The sequence below is a fragment of the uncultured Veillonella sp. genome, assembly GCF_900545205.1.
Lineage (GTDB): Bacteria > Bacillota > Negativicutes > Veillonellales > Veillonellaceae > Veillonella.
The window spans coordinates 1-17,369 of sequence record NZ_UQYC01000039.1; the positions used below are offsets into that span (position 1 = coordinate 1).

Below are 17,369 nucleotides of genomic sequence, written 5' to 3' on the forward strand. Positions count from 1 at the left end.
ACTGACGATCTTCGCCGTGACAGGGCGACATGTTAACCGCTACACCACGGGGCCGCGTATCAACTCTCGTTGACTACTCGTATATATTAACATGAGGTAACCCACTAATGCAAGTACTTTTTTCTAATTTTTTGATGAATTTTTCCAAAATATATGAAATTAGGAACTATCTATTAAAAATCGCAAATATTAGCCATTTATATTTAGTATGCTTGAATATACTACAAATTATACCTATAATTACAGAAATCAAAAACGCCTGTAAAACGGATACTTTTTTTGATTTGTGACTATCTTAAGAACCAGCTTAAGGATAATAATAAAATTGGCACCTAAATTTCTTTAACAAAAACTAGGTACCAATTTCAACATAATTATATAAAATTGTTTATTATGGTATTTTTACAAGTATGATACAAATTATAAATGATCCCAAGGACCATCACGCAAATCTTGTTCCCAATAATACTCAACCTTCATATCACCACGTTTGACCTTATCGAATACCTTAGAACGTGCAGTGGTCATCACATTTTCACTATGCTTACCACCGAAGTACGCATATCGAGATTTACCCAATGTGTACATAACTGATACATAAGGTTCTACAGAACTAATATTACTTTTACCAAGTCCTAAATCTACAGAAATATGCGGCGTCACATTCATTTTAGCGCCTACCTTTAATCCATGTATAGATTGCCACTTATGTTGGTCAATATAGAACATCTCTGTTGGCTGTTCTCCTGGTGCTTTTGTTTTCCAATGATATCCTTCCACATAACTAGATAGCCAACGAGCATTCTTATAATCACGTGTATACCGTATATCAAAGCCATCCAATACATGTTCATAAGAATATCGAGGTGTAGAATGAATCCCATCAGGTGGTGTACTAAGGCTATCATGGAAATCTATTGCTCGCGGCACTTGACGTAAAGGTGTGTTAAATTGATATGGCCCCACCTTTTTTTCTGATAGTCCACGGTATACGTTGACACTAATCGTATTTAGACCAGCTACATATTCTAAGCCTGCACTAACGCGAGAAAATTTATCCTTAAAAGCATAATCATAAAATACATTAGCGCCGACGTAAGCGTGTTCATGTGTACTAAGACGACGATAGCCAACACCAGCAGTACCGACCAGGCCAAGATTATCATGTTTTACTTCTTCACCTTTATCAATATAATACTGTTGAACATCAGCCAGGCTCCCATATGCGTCAGGACCATTCCAATATGCACTAGTGGAAATTTTTTCGCCACCATTACCATCTAATCGACCTTGTACAAACACCACGGATTTGCCATCTTTACCATATTGTTTTATAGGTTGTAATGTCTCTATAAAATACTGTACATTCACTTTCTGCTTAGAGTTATGATTCCGGTAATGAAATCGTGTATCATAGCTTAGATTATTATCAGTCATCTGCTTATTAGGCATTGCATAATCATGATAGGAATCTTCCTGGCTTCCTTTAAAACCAATACCAATATCAGTACGATCCATCCAGCTTGATTGAACTTTTTCTCCATTATCTTTATCTGCTGCTAATGCGCATGTAGCAAAACTACATGTCAATGCTGTACATACTAAAGATTTAATAATAACCTTTTTACTAACCATAGTCTCCCCTTCTTTATGTGAAATTTTCATGAAAGATACTTTTATTATATATTCTTTAGTTAGCTAAAGCAATAATATATACTATCCACTTTATAGCATATATATTCTCTATAGTTTATTAGTACATATATTTGAAAGTTCGACTGTTTTAAGTATTACTAATCAATAGTTATAGTGAATCGTCTTTGACTATGATAAAATAAATATATATTATATAAATAATAAGAATGTAATATAAAATACTTTGGAGCAATACAATGAAATCAAAATCACTTATAACTATCTTAATTATTGCTATTGTAGGTGCTTTAGCAGCAGCATGGTATTTCATGTGGTACATTCCCCACACACCAGCCTATACGCTAAAAATTATTCATCAAGCTGTACAAGATAAAGATGCCGATGAAGCTTTACGCCATATAGATACAAAATCTATTGTAAAAAATATCTTAGAACGAGAAGGCAACAAATATATAGATACATCTAATCCATTTGGTAAAGCAACTATTGCAGCAGCTAAGACATTTGGTCCATCTTTAATCGAAGATGTGATGCGAAAATACATCGAAGATCCAGATAGCTTTAAGTCACAGTCAGCTACAACAGACACTAACAACACTGCTCAAAGTGATGACAACATGTCCATGGTCGATCGCCTTGTAGACGGCCGCCTCTTCAAAGAGCATGATGTAGAGGTTAAAAACATCAAGTCTGAAGACGATGGAGATACGGCTACCGTAACAGTAACAATCCAAAATAACAAAAAGAATATGACAAAAGATATACGAGTTTTGATGCGTCATTTAGGCGATGGCACATGGGTTATTTATGATATTCCAGATATGGAAGATTTGTATACAGTGACTCGTAAATAGCAAGTAAAACGTAATAAACAATAAGTAGTTATTAACGTATAAAGAACCTAAAAAGGGACAGTAGATACTAACATAGTATTTACTGTCCTTTTATCGTTATCTATTGACTATTACTTATTTTTTAGCTATTACTTATTATCTATTACCGATCAAAGTCCACAATGGCTAATGTTACGGTCACTTGTGAGATGAGTCGTTCTGCATCATCCTTCATATCAAAGCGCCACACATGTGAGGTTTTCCCTTTCACCAATAGTGTACCATGGGCTGTTAAAGTGCCTTCACATCGTACAGGACGCAAGTGGTTAGCTGTAATAGATTGACCTACGCCAAATTTATCAGAACCTATGAGTTCGTTACTCATCATTCCCGCTGCAATTTCTGCAAAGGCTAAAGTCGCCCCTCCATTTAGGTAACCTTGCGGTTGCTTATGAAAGTCGCCTAAGTTCATTTTTGCCACACATGTGGTATCACTTGTCATGTGAGGCTTTTCAATTTGTAAAGATTCAATCAAATTCATAGTATTCGTTTCTCCATGCAATACGCTTCTAATCTATCATCAAAAACAGTTACACCTAAGCCATCACCATCAGGTACGTGCATAACACCATCTTTAAATGTTAAGTCCGGGTAGATTAGGTCTCGTTCAAAGTATCTATTAGAACCCGATAAATCCCCTGCCATATAGGAATCCCCTAGTGCAGCTAGTTGAGCATGAAGCATTTTAGAAACGCCAGACTCTACCATGCTACCAATCCAATACGGAATACGACTTTCTCTACAGAGATTAATAGCTGCCTTCGTTGGCACAAGACCACCCATGCGGCCTACTTTTATATTTAGTACATCAATTAGGCCATATTCAATAGCATAGGATAAATCATCATAGCCTAATATAGATTCATCTAAACAGATAGGGGTTTCAATGTTCCAATCATCATTGTTAAGACGTTCCCACTTCCATTCCTTATAGGATTGGAGTGTCGTCATAGCAAAAGGTTCTTCTATGCAGGCTAAATTCAAATCGTTAAATTGACGAACCTTATCGATGTCGTCATACGAATAGCTTTGGTTCGCATCAGCAGCTAAGACTAAGTTTGGATACTGCTTGCGGACGAGAGATACTCGTTCATAGCCATCTGTGGGATTTACCTTTAACTTAATGCGCTTACAACCATTTGCCACATGAGCTTCTACGGCCTCTAACAATTGTTCTATTGGTACATCACCGATGACAACGCCACTTTCAATGGTATCTTGTAAGGGCTGCCCCATAATATAGGCAACAGAATTTACACCAAGTCTTTCACAATGAAGATTAATAAGGGCATTTTCTACAGCAGCAATGGTCATCGGCATATGATCTCGATTGAGCCAGAATTGCAACTGCCGTACATAGGTCATAAGCGGTTTAGGCCGCATCAAGCGGAGATTAAATATATAATCATCCACCAATTTTTTCCAACATGTATCTACAGTTTCCGCCGTATAGAATGGATCTGTGAAAGCCACACATTCCCCATAACCTACATAACCTTGTTGGTCCTCAATGCGGATGATAATGGTTTCTCGTTCTTTTACCTCACCCTTGGCGGTTTTAAAATTAAACTTCATCGGTAGTTTAAGGCGATATGTAGTTATGCTTTTAAAATTTAAAATATCATTCATAAGCGCCTCAATCTTCTAAACGCAGTTCATTACGCACAATTTTACCAGTGCCATTACGAGGCAATACAGGCAAAATTCTTACATATTTAGGGATTTTATACTTTGCCAATAAAGAGGTCATAAACGATAAAATCTCATCGGCCGTCATACTTTCACCATCATGAAAGGCTACAAATAGCGCTGGTACTTGCCCCCATTTAGGATCAGATACAGGTACTACGGCACATTCCTTCACCGCGGGCAATGTATAGACTAGGTCCTCTAATTCCTTAGGATAAATATTTTCACCACCAGAGATAATAAGGTCTTTGCGGCGATTCAGAATATATACAAAGCCATCTTCATCAACATAGCCAATATCGTCTGTATTAAGATCACCGTTGATAGGTTCCTTGTCGATATACCCAGTCATAACCATAGGACCAGTCAAATGGATTTCCCCTACTCCATCTGCATCAGGGTTATCGATGCGAACCTGCATTCCAGGTAATGGTTTACCTACAGAATCTCGTTTATGAGGGTAATCCAATACGGAGAAGGTCACACTTTGACTAAAGGTTTCAGTCATGCCATAGGTCTTATAAATTGGTAACGATTTCTTTTCACACGCATCAATAAGCGCCATAGGAATGAACTCGCCGCCAAGCAAGATAACACGTAATGTATGATGTGTAATCTTCGGTTCTAATTGAGTCAAAATTGTAGGCACGAGAGACATCATATTGATTTTCTCGGTCTCAATGAGTTCTAAAACCTTTTCCTCATCGTATTTAGGCAATATAGTGATAGCCGTTCCATTATACAGTGACCGCATCAAAATAGATAATCCACTGACATGGAACAAGGGTAATACCATAAGCCAATTATCTTGGTCAGTTTTACCTAGCACCTCTTGAGACGCTTGTACATGAGCTCTAATTTGCCCCCATCGAAGTGGTACCGATTTAAACTGACCTGTTGTAGCGCTAGTGTTCATAATGGCCGCAATGTCTGCATCATCAAATTTCCAATCAAAAGTGTCCTCTAAATTCAGATTAGATAGAATGGATTCTAAAGGCTCAAACTCAATGGCACGTAGTGAGCTAGTCAGTTGATTACGACGTTCTTTACTATGTAATACGGTAGTAACACCTAATTGTTTCAATTGGTTTTCTATCTCATTGGGCTTAAGATGTACATTCAGCAGCAATACCTCTTTATGAGCTAGCATAGCTGCCAGTACATAAATCGCCATAGTAACAGAGTTGTCCGATAAAATAGCTACACGGGAGCTTTCAAGATGTATCAATTCACTAGCCACATGAAGCACACCGCCATATATATCGTTATAGGTATATTCATTTATACATATGCGATTAGGATAGTGCTGTGCACCATACCGTAACCATTCCATCGTCTCACCTCGTGTCTAAAGATAATGCCTTATAATTAATAATTAATAACCACAGATATTACAAGAAAGGCGCCTCATATAGAGGCGCACTTGTCGTTTTTACAATACATCCCATCCTAATAATGGACTCGTAATACGTTCCGATTAAGGGAATTTAGGGAATTGTTTGAAGTTCGGTTTACGTTTTTCTTTAAATGCGTCACGACCTTCTTTTGCTTCATCGATTGTGTAGTACATCAATGTTGCATCGCCTGCAAATTGTTGTAAACCTGCAAGACCGTCTGTATCGGCGTTGAAGGCACCTTTCAACATACGCAATGCCATTGGGGACAATTCAAGAATTTCGTTACACCATTGAACTGTTTCTTCTTCCAATTTGTCGAATGGTACAACACAGTTAACCATGCCCATTTCATAAGCTTGAGCAGCTGTGTATTGACGGCAAAGGAACCATACTTCACGAGCGCGTTTATGACCGATCATGCGAGCCAAGTAACCTGCACCGTAACCAGCGTCGAAGGAACCCACGCGAGGACCTGTTTGACCAAATTTAGCATTTTCAGAAGCGATGGTAAGGTCACACACGATGTGCAATACATGGCCGCCACCGATAGCAAAGCCATTAACCATAGCAATTACAGGTTTTGGGATAACGCGAATCAAACGTTGTAAATCAAGAACGTTCAAGCGAGGTACATTATCTTCACCTACATAGCCACCATGACCGCGTACGCTTTGGTCACCACCGGAGCAGAATGCTTCTTTATCTTCACCTTGACCGTGGTTTGCACCAGTCAATACGATTACGCCTACTTCGTTATCTTCACGAGCTACTGTGAAAGCATCGATTAACTCCATAACAGTTTTAGGACGGAACGCGTTACGTACCTGTGGGCGATTAATAGTAATCTTTGCAATGCCATTATATGTTTCGTAAATTACATCTTCATAATTACGATCCAATACTTTCCAATCAAATTTGCTCATGGACTTAACCTTTCTTATGTAAAAAATCTAATACCGCTTGTTCAAAGGCCTGCGGTTTTTCTATATGTACATTATGTCCCGCCCCTTCGACGACGACATGTTTAAAGTTTGGCAACTTGCCAAATACATCTCTTCCTATTGTAGTATATTTTGTATCTAATGCGCCACTCACATATAGGCCTTTACATGATAATTTTTCTAACTGATCACCTATATATGTCATAACACCTTGTCCGGACCCACGAAGGGTACACGCTAATGCGTACGGACTATTATGGGCACGACGTAAATGAATTAATTCAATGACCGCTGGTAAAAGCTGCTTTTGACTTTCAAAAATAGGAGCCTCCGCCCAACGGGAAGCAAACCAAGAACCATCGTTATGTTCGATTTGGTGAGCTAATTCTTCATCGTCCTTGCGTCGTTCTGCTCGTTCAGCCTCTGAAGCAATCCCTAGAGAGCCACTTTCAAGGATAAGCCCTTTGATTTCACTTTCATATTCCAAAGCATAGGAAAGCGCTATACGGGCCCCCATGGAATAGCCCATGAGGTAATAGCTGTTGCCAACCATATGATAAATAACCGTATGCAAGTCCTCTATCATTTGAGGGATTGTGTAAGCCTGTTCCTCGTCAGGAATATCTGAATCACCATGACCTATCAAATCGATACGGACCAATCGATATCCAGGCAGATTAATAGCGTCCCAAGTGTAGCTCGATTCGGAGAAACCGTGGAGACACACGATAGGTTCCCCATCGCCAACTACAGTCAAACCATAGCGGTATTCCCCTAAGTCAAAGTACATGCGCTGAGCTGGATTGCATAAAGCATTATCTACAATACTGCAAAAATACTGACTCATAGTAATGCCTCCATATCAACTGAAACCTTCGTATATTTCTTATGCAATTCTCTGCTATATTCCCTATTTGTAGGAATTTCAATGATATGAACGCCTGTTTCTTGACTAACATTAGCCAATACAGAACTCAACTCATCGGGGCTGGAGATTTTAGTATAGCCACAACCATAGAGTTTTGCAGCCCCACTGTAATCTAAACCTTGTGATGTAGAGAACAAGTAGTCAAAATGCTTTGTCCCCTTTTGAGGTAAGTATTCAAAAATACCGCCGCCATCATTATTATGCAAAATAATAGTTAAGTTTAAATTATGGGTTTTCGCTACCGCCAAGCCATTCAAATCATGGAACAAGGATAAATCCCCTGTCACTAGATATGTAGGTTTACCATTTGTTGCCAGTCCTAGAGCCGTAGAAATAGTGCCATCAATACCATTGACACCTCGATTACCGTAAAGAACCGCCTTAGATTCTCCACTGAACCAGAAGTAATCAAAATCGCGAATCGTCATACTGTTGGCAACAAAAATTTGTCCATCTTCTGGGATGTGTTCTTGTAACTCGCGTATGGTTCGACCTTCAAAGCAATGAGGCTCATCGATAGCTGTACTTAGTTGCTTTTTACCCTCTTGATCTAGCCGTTGCCATATTTTTAAGTACGTATCATAGCTATTATTTTTGCCATACAAATGTGTAAATACATCAATGCTAGCTTGCACATGCATGGTAGTTTTACCTGTTGGGTTCATGGAGTCCATCGTAGGATTTACCTCGATATACTCCACATCAGTCCAGCTAGCAATCATCTGTTGTACACGTTTAGATACAACGATTTGGCCAAACTGAATTACACAATCTGGTTTTAACTCATGCCAAAGAGCTTGCTCTGCTAACAACGCATCATACGTAGAGATAACAACATTATTAGTATCAATCCCCTCTTTATTGCTTTGATTATCTGCCGAGTTATAACATCGTCTTACATTAGACAATGGATCAGCCAAAATAGGGGCTTGTAAAGCCTCCCCAAAGGAACGAATCGTATTAGCTTCATCTATATCAATCTGTGGGCCTGCTAGGATAAGGATACGGTCATATTTTTCTAGTAAATTATCAGTCTTTTCTTTACTAATAGGACTATCAGCAATATCAGTAGCAGTATTAATATGAGTCAAATCATTTTCATGGCGACAGTCAAATACACTACCATAGTTTGGTTTAACCACTTTAAAGGAGCTACGTCCAGCCTCAAAATGGTTACGGCTCAATTCCGGTACCAATGGTTCAAAGAGAGGCACATTAATATGGACTGGCCCTTTTTTCGTATCCATCGCTTTCATATACGCTTTACGCGCTACTTGGCGAGGATATGTATAGTAATGAGATTCTTGAGGCACTGCTAATTCTTCATAGTAGTTTACAGCAGTACCAAAGATTTTATGTTGATCTACAGTCTGAGGAGCCCCTACATGCAATAATGTATGAGGTCTATCAGCAGATAGTACAATGAGCGGTACCCCGCTATATTGAGCTTCCAAAACAGCTGGCAAATAATGGGCCACAGCAGAACCAGAAGTACATACGAGTACAGTTGGTTCTTTATGAGCCTTTGCAATGCCAAGAGCCATAAAACTAGCAGAGCGCTCATCTATATTCATATAGGTTTCAAATCCTTCATGCTCCTTGAACAGCATGGCCATCGTCGTAGAACGAGAACCAGGGCTAAACACCGCATGACGGACGCCGAGTTGGTAGAACTCGTCTACCAAGGCAGCAATATATTCATTCATTATATTCCCTTTCAAACACCCCTAGAGGTACGGAAACAATTATAAAGCATCAAGAATGGTGCGCATTTTATTATTAGTTTCAGCGTATTCTTCATCCGCATCAGAATCGGCTACAACGCCACATCCTGCATAGGCATACAATACATTATCCATAATAAGAGCAGATCGAATAGCAACCACAACGATGCCGTCCCCCATATCTTTCATAAAGCCAAAAGGTGCTGCGTACATACCGCGCTCATGGGCTTCATACTCTTGTAATAAGGCTAGAGCCTTTTCTCGAGGTTCACCACCAAGGGCTGGCGTAGGATGTAATAATTTGGCCCATTCCACAAGAGATTTTGTACTATCCTTTGCGGTAATTATGGTACGCAAATGATAGAGGTGAGATAACTCCATAATACCGGTTTCCCCCACCGTAACATCTGGAGTAATTTGTTTCATTGTATTCACGATACGGTCACGAACAATATTATGTTCAACGATATTTTTTGTATTAGTTAATAATTGTTCCTTAGTCCACGCTTTAGGACCATCCTTTGGGGCTGTTCCAGCTAGTGCATAGCTAAGTATTTCACTACCACGGTGGCGCACTAAAATTTCTGGCGATGCCCCTACAAAGGTACGCCCATCCTTTTCATAGCCAAAGATAAAGCAATTGGGATTATTATCGACTAAATTAGCTAAAATACTTGCCACATTATATGGTGTTTCGCTAGTGAATTCCACCTCGCGAGAGGAGACGACCTTAGTCATTTCACCGCTGCTTATGCCATCAGCAATAGCATTCATTAATCGGTTCCAATCCGCCTTATCATCACTGGTTTCCTTGTAGTTGTGATGAACTCGAGGCACCTCATAATTCTCAATGGGTACACTTTCACCAGCATGTAGATAGAAGGACTCTCCATTTTCTACGATGTAATAATGGGTAAAAGCAATCATTTCATGGCCCATATTAGACCATTTAGGGTCTTTTACAGTATCAAAAAAAGTATCCCCATAAAATACATAAGCATAATTATGGCGATCGTCATCATCTTTAACCGTCGCTAGACGTTTAGCGCCCACAACGATGCGGTCACTTTGGCGATCCACCCAAAACACACGTTCTTCATTGGGAAAATTCATCCAAAATGATACCGGACTATTCAGTTTTAACGGTTCTTTGTTATATTTCATAGTTGTATGCCGCTATACAAAAAATAGACTATAGTAAAAACACCTAATATGTAGGAGATGTACTTCTACACATTAGGCGCCATCAATAGATTTCAAAATTTTCGAGATGAGCCTAACGCCATCACACGTCGGTGGGCCCTCTTCATGTCTACATTATTATAACATAGGTACCCATTAAAAGGTAGAAAATAAAAACCTCTACACCACATGCGCTATGCATAAATGTAGAGGTTTTTATATTTTGAAATGCTATTGTACTATTTAAATACATGTTTACATGATTTAAAAGACCTTTAGTTTATTTGAAAGCTTTCGCCCCAATATCTGTACGATATTGCATACCCTCAAAATCGATGTGTTCTATACGTCCATAAGCTCTATCGAGCGCTGTTCTAAGGTCTTTACCAAGGCCTACAACGCCAAGCACGCGACCGCCATTGGTCACATACTCGTCTCCAACGAGTTTCGTACCAGAGTGGAATACGATGGTTGTATCATGTTGTTTAATATCACCATGAATTACATCACCCTTGGAAGATGTTTCAGGATATCCTTTAGAAGCAAGAATAACACAAGCAGCAGAGGAATCTTTCCATTTCACCATATCAGCTGTTAATGTACCTGTGGCACAAGCCATCATGATTTGACCTAAATCGCTATCAAGTAATGGTAATACAACTTGTGTTTCTGGATCGCCAAAGCGTGCATTAAATTCTACAACCTTAGGACCTTGAGACGTAATCATAAGGCCTGCATAGAGACAACCTACATAAGGCATACCCTCTTTTTGCATAGCCGCCACCATAGGTTCTAAGATTGTTTTCATCGCTTCATCACGCAATGAATCGGTAAGCACTGGCGCTGGTGCATAAGTGCCCATGCCACCAGTATTAGGGCCTTTATCACCATCAAAGATGCGTTTATGATCTTGGGAAGCAATCATAGGCACAACAGTCTTACCATCTACAAAGGCAAGTAAGCTAGCCTCTTCACCTTCCATGAATTCTTCAATAACAACGGTGCTACCGGCCTCACCAAAGCGATTACCGCTAAGCATATCTTCTACAGCTGCATTCGCTTCTTCCACGGTCATCGCTACTACAACGCCCTTACCAGCCGCCAAGCCGTCAGCTTTAACCACGATAGGAGCACCTGTTTGAGCGATAAATTCTTTTGCTTCATCAACCTTGTGGAACACACCATACGCAGCGGTTGGAATGTTGTATTTTTTCATAAGGTCTTTGGCAAATACCTTAGACCCTTCTAGTTGAGCAGCCGCTTTAGATGGACCAAACACAGGAATGCCTGCCTTATTGAGTACATCTGCTAGTCCTGCTACAAGGGGAGCTTCTGGACCAACAACGACTAAATCAACGTGATTATTTTTCAAAAAATGAATTAAATGATCGCTTCGCTGCCAATCAATGCCGACTAGCTCTGCACAATCTGACATGGCCGCACTACCAGGAATGGCATATACCTTTGTTACGCTAGGGCTGATGGACAATCGCCATGCCAATGCATGTTCGCGGCCGCCGTTACCGATTACACATACTTTCATAAGTCCTCCATCGGCGCCTAAACGCCATCAAGTTCATAGTAGAAGAAATAGTTAGTAATTGTGCTTAACTATAAGCTAAATATCTCAACCGATTAATGTTTAAAGTGGCGAATGCTTGTAAACACCATAGCAATACCTGCTTCGTCAGCAGCTTTGATGGATTCTTCATCGCGAATGGATCCACCTGGTTGAATAATGGCTGCAATACCATGTTTTGCTGCTGTTTCTACAGTATCGCCGAACGGGAAGAATGCATCAGAAGCTAATACGGCACCTTTTGCGGCTTCACCAGCTTGTTCAAGAGCAATTTTTGCAGAGCCAACGCGGTTCATTTGACCAGCCCCAACACCGAGGGTACGTTTTTCATTAGAAATTAAAATAGCGTTGGATTTTACGTGTTTAACAAGCTTCCAAGCAAATTCAAGGGCTTTCCATTGTTCCTCTGTTGGTTGTACCTTCGTAACCACTTTATAGTGAGCGCGGTCTTCTAGGATATCATCCTCTGTTTGCACCAATAGACCACCAGAGACTTTTTTCACTGTTACTTGGCCAGACTCAGGTTTAGATAACTCGATGAGGCGAATATTCTTCTTCGCTTCAAGAATATCTAATGCGTCCTTGGTGAAAGCAGGTGCCATAATGACTTCTAAGAAAATTTTGCTCATTTCTCCTGCAGTAGCTGCATCGACTTCACGGTTTAAAGCCACGATACCACCAAAGGCAGATACGGAGTCTGCTTCGTAGGCATTTACATAAGCATCATGCAATGTAGCTGCTGTTGCAGCACCACAAGGATTTGTATGCTTAATAATACATGCTGCAGGGTCTGTAAACTCCCACACCATATTCCAAGCCGCTTCCATATCTACGATGTTGTTATAGGAAAGCTCTTTGCCATGGAGTTGTTTCAAGGCCCCCATACCATGAGCTTTGCCGATTTCTTTGTAGAATGCCGCTTTTTGATGCGGATTTTCCCCATAGCGAAGGTCTGTTACCTTTTCATAAGCACTTAAATATTCTGGAGGTGTAGGACCTTCATTTAAGATACCGCTCATGTAGTTAGCAATAGCTACGTCATAGGCTGCAGTATGAGCAAAGGCTTCTTTCGCTAGACCAAAGCGACAGTCTTTAGTCAATTCCCCATGTTCTTTAAGCATTGCTAAGATTTCGTCATAATGATTTGGATTTACTACAATGCCTACATACGCATGGTTCTTCGCCGCAGAACGCACCATGGTAGGACCGCCGATATCGATATTTTCAATAGCTTTTTCTAAGGATACATTTGGTTTTGCAATGGTTTCACGGAATGGATAGAGATTGACAACCACAAGATCGATTGGTTCAATACCATGATCTGCCATAGCTTTTTGATGTTCCGTATTGTCGCGGATAGCCAAAATCCCACCATGAACCTTTGGATGTAATGTCTTTACACGGCCGTCCATCATTTCAGGAAAACCAGTCAAAGACTCTACGGCTTTTGCTGCAATGCCTGCATCAGTAATCGCCTTAAGGGTCCCACCTGTGGAGTAAATAGTTACACCTAATTCAACTAATCCCTTTGCAAAGTCTACAATACCTGTTTTATCAGAAACACTAAGTAATGCATTTTTAATCATGTAACGTCTTCCTTTGCTTACACATCAATCTTCAATATATACAATACGACCTTTTATAGTGAGCTTATCCTCACAAAATAGTCGCAACGCCTCTTTATACGTTTTATGTTCGATAGGTAATAATCTATCACTCAAAGTATCCTTTGTATCATCGGGTAATACAGGCACCGTATTCTGCATAATGATAGGCCCCGTATCCATTCCGGCATCAACAAAGTGTACCGTACACCCCGTAATTTTTACGCCTCCATCAATGGCTTGTTGATGACCATGAAGGCCTGGAAATGATGGTAACAGAGCAGGATGAATATTTAATATACGATGTTCATATCGTTCTATCAAAGGAGCACCTACAATGCGCATATAGCCTGCCAATACGATACCGTCCACCTTATATGGCTCTAAGGCATCTAATTGAGCCTGTTCAAAACTGGCTTTAGAATCATAATCACTACGATCGATGACAATGAGTGGAACATTCCAAGATTTGGAGCGTTCTACAATACCGGCATCACCATGATCTGTAATAATGACAACAAATTCACCGTTAATATAGCCTTCTTCCATAGCCTTATACAGTGCTTCCCCATTGGAACCACGGCCGCTAGCAAAGAGAACTAACCGCTTTTTAGAATTACACATCAAACTCAGCCCCTTTAAGGACAACAGGACCATCACTACTTACGATGCGGCCAATTTCGTATACGGTTTCACCACGACTCGCGAGATTTTCTGTAACCGTTTCCACATCGTTTTGGTCAACTATGAGGATCATACCAATGCCCATGTTGAAAGTACGGTACATTTCAGGCCATGCTACATTGCCCCATTCTTGTAGTTTCGTAAAGACAGGAAGTCGTGGCCATGTTGTAACATCTATCTCTGCAGTCACACCCTTTGGCAGTACGCGAGGAATGTTTTCATAGAAACCACCGCCTGTAATATGAACCATGCCTTTTACAAGTTCTTGTTCAATCAACGGCAATACAGCTTTTGGATATAAACGTGTAGGTGTCAACAACTCTTCGCCTAAAGTCTTACCAAACTCTGGGATATCTGTATCGATAGACAATTGTTTGTGGTCGAATACGATTTTACGAACCAAGGAGAAACCATTGGAATGAACGCCAGAAGATGGCAAACCTAAAATGACATCACCCGCTTTGATGCTTTCACCAGTAATCAGTTTAGGGCGATCAACGATACCAACGGCAAAACCAGCCACATCGTAATCATCGTTATCGTAAAAGCCCGCCATTTCAGCAGTTTCACCGCCCAGTAAAGCACAGCCAGACTCTTCACAAGCCTCTGCCACACCGCGCACGATATCTGCTACTTTCACAGGATCAAGTTTACCAACTGCAATGTAGTCGAGGAAGAATAGAGGCGTAGCACCTTGTACGAGAATATCGTTAACACTCATAGCTACGCAGTCTTGGCCAATAGTATCATGCTTATCCATCATGATAGCAAGGCGTAATTTTGTGCCTACCCCATCTGTACCAGATACTAGCATAGGATCAGACATGGAGTGACCAGCTAAGGAATAGAGGCCCCCAAAACCACCTAAATCACCAACAACACCTGGTGTATAGGTGCGTTTCACGGATTCCTTCATCAATTCTACAGCACGATTACCTGCATCGATATCAACGCCTGCATCGCGATAGGTTAAACTAGTTTTATTCGAGCACATATTTGACCCCTTCCTCTTGTTCCGCAGGAACCTCTACACTGTAATCACCATTAAAGCAAGCAAAACATAAGTCATTAGGCGCTATATCAGAAACAGCGCGACATAAGCCTTCACGAGATAAATAATGTAATTTATCGGCATTAATATAGTCTTTGATTTCATCTACTGTATGTGTAGCAGCAATGAGCTCTTTACGCACCGATGTATCAATGCCATAGTGACAGGAGTACTCAATGGATGGAGAGCTAACGCACATGTACACCTCTTTGGCACCCGCTTCTTTTAGCATCTTAACGATGATGCCACTCGTAGTACCACGTACAATAGAGTCATCGATGAGTACAATCCGTTTACCGCTTACCACATGAGGTAGTGGGTTTAGTTTCATGCGAACAGCTAATTCCCGTTCCTCTTGGTTTGGTTTAATGAAAGTACGTCCGCTATATCGGTTTTTCACTAACCCTTCTGCAAAAGGTATGCCCGATGCACGAGCATAGCCTAATGCAGCGGTAGTGCCAGAATCAGGAATAGACATGACAATATCTGCATCATATTTTGTTTCGTTATATAGCTCACGTCCCATATTGAGGCGGGATTGATAAACCGATTGACCATCAATATGACTATCGCCACGTGCAAAATAGATGTATTCAAAAACACAAAGCTTTTTATCAATTTTTTCTGGTTCTGCATAAATAGTGCTACGCACGCCTGAATCATCGATGATTACCATTTCGCCTGGATCGATGTGACGAATAAACTCGGCTTTTATGGCATCTAATGCACAGCTTTCACTAGAGAGAACATAACCATTTTCAGTTTTCCCTAAGCACAGAGGTCTAAAGCCTTGTGGGTCGCGTACACCTACTAAAGAGTCGTTTGTAGTAATGACTAAGGAGAAAGCCCCTTCAATTTGGCGGGCTGCATCAGCAATGCGTTCCGCTTGCGTTTCTGCTTTAGAACGAGCAATGAGGTTTACGATAACCTCGGAATCCATCGTCGTTTGAAAAATGGAACCATCCGCTTCAAGACGTTTACGAATGGCTAAGGCATTCGTTAAGTTCCCATTATGAGCTACCGCAATTTGACCACCTTGATAGTGAATTACCAACGGTTGGATATTGCGCGGATTATTGGAACCTGTTGTAGAGTACCGCACATGACCAGTCCCCATATGGCTTGGTAAGGATGGTAGTTCTTTAATGGCCTCAGTCAACAAGCCCATACCTTTTTTTAGTTCTACATCATGACCATCTGTAACGGCAATGCCCGCGCTTTCTTGGCCACGGTGTTGAAGTGCAAAGAGCCCCCAATATACATAGCGTGCTACATCAACGGTTCTATCATAGACACCGAATACACCACACTCTTCATGCCATTTATCAAAAACAGGATCGTAGTTCATTGTGCCCCCTTAGGCGCGTTCGCCAGTAAGACGGAATAACATTTCCTTGTATGCTTCTTCAATATTGCCAAGATCGCGACGGAAGCGGTCTTTGTCGAGTTTTTCACCTGTTGTAGCATCCCAGAAACGGCATGTATCAGGAGAAATTTCATCACCTAATAATACTTCACCATTGTGTGTACCAAATTCTAATTTAAAGTCTACAAGGGTTACATTTTTTGTAGCCAAGAATTTTTTCAAAATATCATTTACTTTTAAAGTGATTGTAGAAATTACATCAAGTTGTTCTTGCGTAGCCCAACCAAGTGCTGTGATTTGGGATTCATTGGCAAATGGATCGCCTAATTCATCATTTTTGTAGCAGAATTCAAGGATTGGATGTTTAAGAGGAGTACCTTCTTCAATGCCAAAACGTTTAGCCATGGAGCCAGCTGCAATGTTACGAACGATAACTTCTAAAGGAACGATATCCAAAGTAAGTACTGTTTGATTGCGATCATCTTCGCGACGAACAAAGTGAGTTGGTACACCTTCTTTTTTCAACAATTCAAAGAAGAAAGAAGAAATTTTATTGTTCAATACGCCTTTGCCAAGAATGGTATCATGTTTTTCACCGTTGAATGCAGTAGCATCATCTTTGTAATGAACGATATACTCATCTTTGTTATCTGTTTGGTATACTTGTTTTGCTTT

15 protein-coding genes are annotated in these 17,369 nt (G+C 40.4%); 1 reads left to right on the forward strand and 14 read right to left on the reverse strand.

Translation table 11 applies throughout. The annotated features are described in order from the left end of the window. Positions 1-420 precede the first annotated feature (420 nt). A complete protein-coding gene (locus QZR70_RS05435; RefSeq protein WP_295793624.1) occupies positions 421-1,635 on the reverse strand; it encodes an inverse autotransporter beta domain-containing protein in 1,215 nt (404 codons plus the stop codon). A 257-nt stretch (positions 1,636-1,892) separates the two neighbouring features. Here QZR70_RS05435 and QZR70_RS05440 point away from each other — a divergent pair, with 257 nt between their 5' ends. Beyond that, positions 1,893-2,510: a hypothetical protein gene (locus QZR70_RS05440; protein WP_295793626.1), complete on the forward strand. Its 618-nt coding sequence runs from the start codon at positions 1,893-1,895 to the stop codon at positions 2,508-2,510. Positions 2,511-2,652: 142 nt separating this feature from the next. Here QZR70_RS05440 and QZR70_RS05445 read toward each other — a convergent pair whose 3' ends face one another. From QZR70_RS05445 to purC, 13 genes are all read right to left on the reverse strand, one after another. After that, a complete protein-coding gene (locus tag QZR70_RS05445) occupies positions 2,653-3,030 on the reverse strand; it encodes a PaaI family thioesterase (RefSeq protein WP_295793628.1) in 378 nt (125 codons plus the stop codon). Next, a complete protein-coding gene (gene menC, locus QZR70_RS05450; RefSeq protein WP_295793629.1) occupies positions 3,027-4,178 on the reverse strand; it encodes an o-succinylbenzoate synthase in 1,152 nt (383 codons plus the stop codon). Before menC ends, QZR70_RS05445 begins: the two co-directional genes overlap by 4 nt. Before the next feature lie 7 nt (positions 4,179-4,185). After that, complete coding sequence (gene menE / locus QZR70_RS05455; protein WP_295793630.1) at positions 4,186-5,571, reverse strand: o-succinylbenzoate--CoA ligase; 1,386 nt, start codon at positions 5,569-5,571, stop codon at positions 4,186-4,188. A 144-nt stretch (positions 5,572-5,715) separates the two neighbouring features. Continuing rightward, on the reverse strand, positions 5,716-6,558 hold the full coding sequence (gene menB, locus QZR70_RS05460; protein ID WP_005387880.1) for a 1,4-dihydroxy-2-naphthoyl-CoA synthase: 843 nt from the start codon (positions 6,556-6,558) through the stop codon (positions 5,716-5,718). A 4-nt stretch (positions 6,559-6,562) separates the two neighbouring features. Next, positions 6,563-7,423 (reverse strand): 2-succinyl-6-hydroxy-2,4-cyclohexadiene-1-carboxylate synthase, encoded by an 861-nt coding sequence (gene menH / locus QZR70_RS05465; protein WP_295793632.1) that lies wholly within the window; start codon positions 7,421-7,423, stop codon positions 6,563-6,565. Beyond that, on the reverse strand, positions 7,420-9,210 hold the full coding sequence (menD, locus tag QZR70_RS05470; protein ID WP_295793634.1) for a 2-succinyl-5-enolpyruvyl-6-hydroxy-3-cyclohexene-1-carboxylic-acid synthase: 1,791 nt from the start codon (positions 9,208-9,210) through the stop codon (positions 7,420-7,422). The genes menH and menD overlap by 4 nt, the downstream gene beginning before the upstream one ends. 39 nt (positions 9,211-9,249) lie before the next feature. Then, a complete protein-coding gene (locus QZR70_RS05475) occupies positions 9,250-10,392 on the reverse strand; it encodes an isochorismate synthase (protein WP_295793637.1) in 1,143 nt (380 codons plus the stop codon). A gap of 298 nt (positions 10,393-10,690) precedes the next feature. Beyond that, a complete protein-coding gene (purD, locus tag QZR70_RS05480) occupies positions 10,691-11,953 on the reverse strand; it encodes a phosphoribosylamine--glycine ligase (RefSeq protein ID WP_295793640.1) in 1,263 nt (420 codons plus the stop codon). Between the two features lie 92 nt (positions 11,954-12,045). Next, the gene (gene purH / locus QZR70_RS05485; RefSeq protein WP_295793643.1) at positions 12,046-13,575 is read right to left on the reverse strand and encodes a bifunctional phosphoribosylaminoimidazolecarboxamide formyltransferase/IMP cyclohydrolase; all 1,530 of its coding nucleotides are present in this window, start codon (positions 13,573-13,575) and stop codon (positions 12,046-12,048) included. A 24-nt stretch (positions 13,576-13,599) separates the two neighbouring features. After that, on the reverse strand, positions 13,600-14,217 hold the full coding sequence (gene purN, locus QZR70_RS05490) for a phosphoribosylglycinamide formyltransferase (RefSeq protein WP_295793645.1): 618 nt from the start codon (positions 14,215-14,217) through the stop codon (positions 13,600-13,602). Next, complete coding sequence (gene purM / locus QZR70_RS05495) at positions 14,210-15,271, reverse strand: phosphoribosylformylglycinamidine cyclo-ligase (protein ID WP_295793647.1); 1,062 nt, start codon at positions 15,269-15,271, stop codon at positions 14,210-14,212. Before purM ends, purN begins: the two co-directional genes overlap by 8 nt. Continuing rightward, complete coding sequence (purF, locus tag QZR70_RS05500; protein ID WP_295793649.1) at positions 15,258-16,676, reverse strand: amidophosphoribosyltransferase; 1,419 nt, start codon at positions 16,674-16,676, stop codon at positions 15,258-15,260. The genes purM and purF overlap by 14 nt, the downstream gene beginning before the upstream one ends. 9 nt (positions 16,677-16,685) lie before the next feature. Beyond that, the coding region (purC, locus tag QZR70_RS05505) for a phosphoribosylaminoimidazolesuccinocarboxamide synthase (protein ID WP_295793652.1) at positions 16,686-17,369 on the reverse strand (684 nt) is incomplete at its 5' end.

Bases quoted from the DNA above. Each gene is read 5' to 3' on its own strand.
- menD (WP_295793634.1), bottom strand. From the start codon at position 9,210: ATGAATGAATATATTGCTGCCTTGGTAGACGAGTTCTACCAACTCGGC.
- QZR70_RS05445 (WP_295793628.1), bottom strand. From the start codon at position 3,030: ATGAATTTGATTGAATCTTTACAAATTGAAAAGCCTCACATGACAAGT.
- menC (WP_295793629.1), bottom strand. From the start codon at position 4,178: ATGAATGATATTTTAAATTTTAAAAGCATAACTACATATCGCCTTAAA.
- purH (WP_295793643.1), bottom strand. From the start codon at position 13,575: ATGATTAAAAATGCATTACTTAGTGTTTCTGATAAAACAGGTATTGTA.
- QZR70_RS05435 (WP_295793624.1), bottom strand. From the start codon at position 1,635: ATGGTTAGTAAAAAGGTTATTATTAAATCTTTAGTATGTACAGCATTG.
- QZR70_RS05475 (WP_295793637.1), bottom strand. From the start codon at position 10,392: ATGAAATATAACAAAGAACCGTTAAAACTGAATAGTCCGGTATCATTT.
- purM (WP_295793647.1), bottom strand. From the start codon at position 15,271: ATGTGCTCGAATAAAACTAGTTTAACCTATCGCGATGCAGGCGTTGAT.
- menE (WP_295793630.1), bottom strand. From the start codon at position 5,571: ATGGAATGGTTACGGTATGGTGCACAGCACTATCCTAATCGCATATGT.
- purN (WP_295793645.1), bottom strand. From the start codon at position 14,217: ATGTGTAATTCTAAAAAGCGGTTAGTTCTCTTTGCTAGCGGCCGTGGT.
- menH (WP_295793632.1), bottom strand. From the start codon at position 7,423: ATGAGTCAGTATTTTTGCAGTATTGTAGATAATGCTTTATGCAATCCA.
- menB (WP_005387880.1), bottom strand. From the start codon at position 6,558: ATGAGCAAATTTGATTGGAAAGTATTGGATCGTAATTATGAAGATGTA.
- purF (WP_295793649.1), bottom strand. From the start codon at position 16,676: ATGAACTACGATCCTGTTTTTGATAAATGGCATGAAGAGTGTGGTGTA.
- purD (WP_295793640.1), bottom strand. From the start codon at position 11,953: ATGAAAGTATGTGTAATCGGTAACGGCGGCCGCGAACATGCATTGGCA.
- QZR70_RS05440 (WP_295793626.1), top strand. From the start codon at position 1,893: ATGAAATCAAAATCACTTATAACTATCTTAATTATTGCTATTGTAGGT.